The organism is Faecousia intestinalis (genome assembly GCF_040096185.1).
Taxonomy (GTDB): Bacteria; Bacillota; Clostridia; order Oscillospirales; family Oscillospiraceae; genus JAZOXB01.
Genome location: NZ_JBBMFF010000066.1, coordinates 1 through 3613 on the forward strand (window position 1 = coordinate 1; position 3613 = coordinate 3613).

The following is a 3613-nucleotide window of genomic DNA, read 5'->3' on the forward strand; positions in this document are numbered from 1 at the left end:
GGCGGCCGTTGGCCTCCTCGCAATGACAAATCTGGAGGCTTCACGCCATAGAATCCATGCGGCACATGCTGCCAGCCTGCAAGGCGCTCAATGAGCACCGCTGCAGACGCAATCGGTGCACATCGTTAATTGTCAGCCGGTGCGCAGGGGTGGCTTCCTAACCTAGCCTTCCTCCCCACGCAGGTTGGCGAAGAAGGCGCTGCGGGCGGCGCTGCGGTAGCTGCGGCTGATGGGGACGCGGAGGCCGCCGGTCAGGACGAACTCGTCCTTCTCCATGGCGGTGATGTGCGAAAAATTCGCCCAGTAGCTCTGGTGGCAGCGCAGGAAGACACCGTCCGGCACGGCTTCCAGCAGGGCGGCGGGCGCGGCGGTGACCAGCTCCTCGCCGTCCGTCAGCACCACGCGCGTTTTGCGCAGGATGCGCTCGAGGAAGAGCACGTCTGTGACCGGCACATTGCGGTAGCCGTGCGCCGTGGCCAGCTGCAGGCTGGCAGGCGCGGCCGTCTCGGCCAGCGCGGCGCGCAGGGCGCTGCCGATGCGCCGGTCCAGCTCATTTTTCAGAACAAAATAGACATGGCGCGTCTCATAGACATCCGGCGCATAGGAGAGATAGGCCGTCAGAAAAATGACGGCGCAGCCGGGAACGAGCGCATTGAGCCTTTTTGCCAGCTCGATGCCGTCCATGCCCGCCATGCGGATATCCAGCACGGCCACGCGCGGGGCATAGCCCTGCTGCGTCACGGCGGCCAGCAGGGCAAGCGGGGTCTCGAAGCAGCGGGTGACCGCCTGCGCCTCACAGCGCCGGATGGCGGCCTGCGTCTGCCGCGCATGCAGGAGCTCGTCGTCACAGATCGCAATGGGGATCATGCCGCCGCCCCCTTCAGAAGAAGGCTGGCCGTGCATTCGCCGCCGGACGGTGTGAGCGCGTAGCTGCCCTCATAGGTCTCCGCCAGCGCGCGGAGGATGTGCGAGCCGATGCCGCGCTCCAGCTCCGGGATGCGGCGGCTGTGCCGCGCGGGCGCGGCCGGGGCCGGGTTGCGGACCTCGATGCACAGGAAGCCGCGGTCCATGCGGGCCGAGAGGGAAAGACGCTTCTCTCCGGCGTCGCGGCAGGCCTCGGCGGCGTTGTCGAGGAGGTTTCCGAAGGCGACGACCATGTCGGCGTTGCGGATGCCCGTCTCCGCGGGGATGCAGACCTGCAGCTGCAGGGTATAGCCCTGCGCGCGCAGCTCCTCCGTGCGGGAGAAGAGAAAGGCGTCGACAACGGGGTTCTCGCACGCGCCGAGATCGGAGCGGAAGCGGCAGACCTCCGTGACCTCGGCGGAATAGGCGGCTGCCTCGTCATACTGCCCCTCCTGCAGCAGGAGCTGCATGGTATAAAGATGGCCGGAAATGTCGTGGCGGATGCGGCGGATGTTCTCATACTGCGCCGTGAGGGCGGCATAGTGCTCGTTCTGCCGGTCGATCTGGCGGGCGAGCAGGTCGTTGCGCGCCTTCAGCTCGCTTCGCTGGGCCATGCCGCGGATGGCGGTGAAGAGCAGGGCGTCGGCCGCCGTGCAGATGGCCAGCGCCAGCAGCAGCATCAGCACGCGGCGCAGGATGAAGTCTGTGCGCAGGAAGATCACCCACCCGTAGATCAGCAGATACTGGCTGGCGGGAAAGGCGAGGTACAGCGCCCATTCGCGGCCGGACAGGCGGTTCTGGTAGCGGTTCATCAGCAGCGTGAACAGGAACATCAGAAGGCCGTCCGTCGAGAGGAAGATGGCGTAGACCGCCAGCTGCACGGGGATGGGCTGGAACGTCAGGCCCTGCCGGAGCTGCTCCGGCGTCAGCAGCCACGAGACGGACAGCAGGTCCGAACCGGCCATGGCGACCAGTCCGGCGAAGGCGCACAGGAGAGATTTATACCACTTGTCGCGGAACAGGACGATGGGCGTGAGCGGGAAGGTGACGAGGCCGAAGAGCATCCGCTCGGCGTCGGCGTAGGGCATGAACTTCGTCGGGATGATGTACAGCAGGTAGCCGACCGTGAGGCCGAGCAGCGTAAAAGGCCACGAAAAGCGGCGCGTGAGCACGCGGCAGTACATCACTGCGAGGATGAGGTAAAAAATGGTATTCGCGGCAAGCGACAGGGGCGTCAGGCGCATCATGGGGCATCCCTCCGGAACAGATGTGCGGATCATGCCGGAAAAAGTGCGGATCATGCACCAAAAATCCCGGAATTTTCCACTTTTTTCTATCATACAGCAAAATCCGGCCGGATGCAAGAGAAATCGGAAACGGGAGGGGAGAGCGCCTGCAATTTGCGCTGGCCGGGATGACCTCTGCAGGCTGCTGTTTTTTTGCGGATTGCGCAGATATCTGCGGTATGGTATAATCGGGTCAAAACAGCGCAAATTCTGACGCTGGCTGCCCGCTTTTGGACGGGGCGGGCGGACTGGGGGACATATCATGCAGAAACCGTTATCGCCGAAGACACTGGAAAAGAGATACGCCGAGCTCGGCCTTTCGGATGAGAAGCTGCAGCTGCTGCACACGTTCTTCCGCTGCGCGTCTAATTTTTACGGCGTTCTGCAGGTGTCTCATGCATGGCAAATTTTCAAGCACTACGAGGGCCTGCGGGTCCACAAAAAGGATTTTGTTGCGTTTTCCGGTGTTGCGCAGCGGGATGCATCGCTTCCGTACGCCATCTACGAGCTGAGGGAGCTCTACAGCGACGAGCCATGGGGCAACCCGCTGGATCGCACGATCGTAAACAAGGATATGGTCATGCACGGATATTACCGTTTCCTCTACGTTTACAATACGCTCGAAAATCAGAGGTGCCAGTCATTTCTCGTGCCGGATCAGGAGATATTCTTGTCCTTTGCGGAGGATCGGTTCTATCTCACGCCGCAGGGAAAGGCCATGGCGGACTTTATCGGCGGCCTGCGGGCCGGCGGAACGCAGCGCAGATGGAACGGCGAGGTCATTGGCCCGATGCTGGACCTGAATGGAGAGCCCGCTCTGGGAAAAAGGCTGTCGGGACTCCTGTACCGTACCCAGAGCGAAGAGTTCGAGATCGATATCTCCAAACGCGGGTCGGAAAAGCGGAGGCTGGAGCGCGAGTCCGCCGCCCTTGCTGCGGACAAGGTGCTGCGGAGAATGCGCGTTGATATCATGACGGGATTCATGGAGCCGGACGAGGAATTCGACCTCCAGGTTCGGATCCTCGATGAGGACTACGACGTACAGCTGTCCAAAAAACAGACGGACAAGTTCCGCAGACTGTTTATGGATCTGTATCTCCAAAGCAGCCTCTGGCAGTTCGGCGGCTGGACGGCCGTGAGTCTGTTCTATAGCGGCGCTGCTTACGGACCGGAACGCCGTCCGACCAGCGAGAAGGTGCGGAAGGCGACGCCTCCGGACGTGGACGAACTGGTGGAACTTCGGGGCAGGCTCGGCCCGGACTGGCCCAAGCTGCCGAAAAGCTGATATGGAAAAGTATGCCCCGGCGCTGAAAACAGCGTCGGGGACGTCTTTTAAGCGGCCGATTTGTCTGACGTGTCATTGCGGGGGGGGGCTGGTGCACCTCGCGCTTCCCTGATGTGTCATTGCGAGGCCCCAAAGGGGC

The 3613-nt window shown here is 62.6% G+C and carries 3 protein-coding genes; 1 reads left to right on the forward strand and 2 read right to left on the reverse strand.

What is annotated here, in order from left to right; all coding sequences use genetic code 11:
* Nucleotides 1–162 precede the first annotated feature (162 nt).
* Together WMO66_RS00895 and WMO66_RS00900 are read right to left on the reverse strand one after the other, a co-directional pair.
* Complete coding sequence (locus WMO66_RS00895) at nt 163–867, reverse strand: LytR/AlgR family response regulator transcription factor (protein ID WP_349134524.1); 705 nt, start codon at nt 865–867, stop codon at nt 163–165.
* Nucleotides 864–2204, reverse strand: a complete 1341-nt coding sequence (locus WMO66_RS00900; RefSeq protein ID WP_349134525.1) for a sensor histidine kinase — start codon at nt 2202–2204, stop codon at nt 864–866. The genes WMO66_RS00895 and WMO66_RS00900 overlap by 4 nt, the downstream gene beginning before the upstream one ends.
* Before the next feature lie 247 nt (nt 2205–2451).
* Here WMO66_RS00900 and WMO66_RS00905 point away from each other — a divergent pair, with 247 nt between their 5' ends.
* A complete protein-coding gene (locus tag WMO66_RS00905; RefSeq protein WP_349134526.1) occupies nt 2452–3474 on the forward strand; it encodes a hypothetical protein in 1023 nt (340 codons plus the stop codon).
* Nucleotides 3475–3613: the final 139 nt, after the last annotated feature.